Below are 1,566 nucleotides of genomic sequence, written 5' to 3' on the forward strand. Positions count from 1 at the left end.
ATTGGCGCCGTCATGCGCGGCAAGGTCATCTGGCTCTGCCCGAGCAGTTGATGGACGCGCTGCACGGATCGGGAATGAAAGCGCCGCCGCCCGAACCCTTCTTTGTTCCGTTGGCGCTTCTTTCTGACGCTGGGCCGAAGCAGAGCGCATTGGTTCCTGCAGCGCCTGCGGCTTGTGACGCGCCGGGGGCCGTGACGATCCAGATCGGGCCTGATGTAGTGCTGCGCATTCCCGGCGATGTAGCTGTGGCCCGCGCGGCCGCCCTGGTGCAGGCACTGCGGGGTGCATCGTGATTATTGCGGGGCAACGTCTGCCGATCCTGATCGCGACAAAGCCGGTAGACTTCCGTTGTGGTCACAATGCGTTGGCGCTGATCGTGCAGACTGAACTGAAGCTTGATCCGCATTCCGGTGTGACAGTTGTGTTCCGTTCCAAGCGTGGCGACAGGCTGAAGATCCTGGTTTGGGATGGAACGGGTCTGGTGCTGACATATAAGGTTCTGGAGCAGGGCAGCTTTGCCTGGCCGAAGGTTCAGGACGGGGTGATGCGGCTGTCGCGGGCGCAGTTTGAGGCTTTATTTGAAGGGCTAGATTGGCGTCGTGTCATAGCGCAGCGGGTGCTGCCGCCGACTGCGGCAGGATGACTCACCTGGTTGTTTCTGGCGTTTTTTTATTGGGCTTTCCTGCTGTTATTTGGTATGAAAGCTCATGTCGCAGCCCTTCGATCTCAGCCAGTTTCCAAACCTTCCACCCGAGGTAGTGCAAGCCTTCTCGGCGCAGCAGAAGGCGCTGGAGCATGCAAAATTTGAGGCCTCTGTCGAGCGCGCAGCCCGCCAGCACGAGCAGGCTGTGGTCGCCGAGAAAGAGGCATTCATCACCGAGCTGAAAGAGCTGATCGAGAAGCTGGAAGGCCAGGTTCAGGATTATCGGCGCACCAAGTTCGGGCCGAAATCCGAGAAGCTGGACCCCGCGCAACTGGAATTGGCGCTGGAAGATCTGGAGACGGCCATCGCCGAAACGCAGGCCCAAATCGAGGCCGTTGAAGAAAGACTGGCAGCCAGCGAGACCGACCCTGAGCAGAAGGCTCCGCGCAAGACACGCAAAGCCCGCGCATTGCCGCAAAGCCTGCCGCGCGTCGAGCATGTGATTGAGCCAGACAGCATCATCTGCCCTTGCGGCTGTGGCGACATGATCAAGATCGGCGAGGACCGGAGCGAACGGCTGGATTACATCCCAGCAAGCTATCAGGTTATCGTCTCCATCCGCCCGAAATACGCCTGCCCCAAGGGGCGCGCGGGGGTGGTGCAGGCGAAGGCACCGGCGCACCTGCTGGAGGGAAGCTGGCCGACAGAGGCGCTTCTGGCGCAGATCGCCGTCTCTAAACATTCCGAACACATGCCACTGAACCGGCAAGCCGTGGTCATGGCCCGGCTCGGGGTGCCGATCGACCGCTCGGTGCTGGCCGACTGGATGGGCAGGACCGGCGCGTTGATCGCCCCCGTTGTCGACCACATGGCCAAACGGCTGATGACGGACAGCACACGGCTTTATGTTGATGAGACCACGG

The 1,566-nt window shown here is 61.2% G+C and carries 2 protein-coding genes and 1 pseudogene; all 3 read left to right on the forward strand.

The features are described 5' to 3' along the window. A pseudogene (locus G560_RS21270) lies at positions 1-293 on the forward strand (hypothetical protein); the annotation flags it as partial. Then, complete coding sequence (gene tnpB / locus G560_RS0118080; RefSeq protein ID WP_022705678.1) at positions 290-643, forward strand: IS66 family insertion sequence element accessory protein TnpB; 354 nt, start codon at positions 290-292, stop codon at positions 641-643. The pseudogene G560_RS21270 and the gene tnpB, both read left to right, overlap by 4 nt. A 64-nt stretch (positions 644-707) precedes the next feature. After that, positions 708-1,566: IS66 family transposase (locus G560_RS0118085; RefSeq protein ID WP_022705679.1), on the forward strand; the 859-nt coding region annotated here is incomplete at its 3' end.

Origin of the sequence: Pseudorhodobacter ferrugineus DSM 5888 (assembly GCF_000420745.1) — a bacterium.
In the GTDB taxonomy this organism is placed as follows: domain Bacteria; phylum Pseudomonadota; class Alphaproteobacteria; order Rhodobacterales; family Rhodobacteraceae; genus Pseudorhodobacter; species Pseudorhodobacter ferrugineus.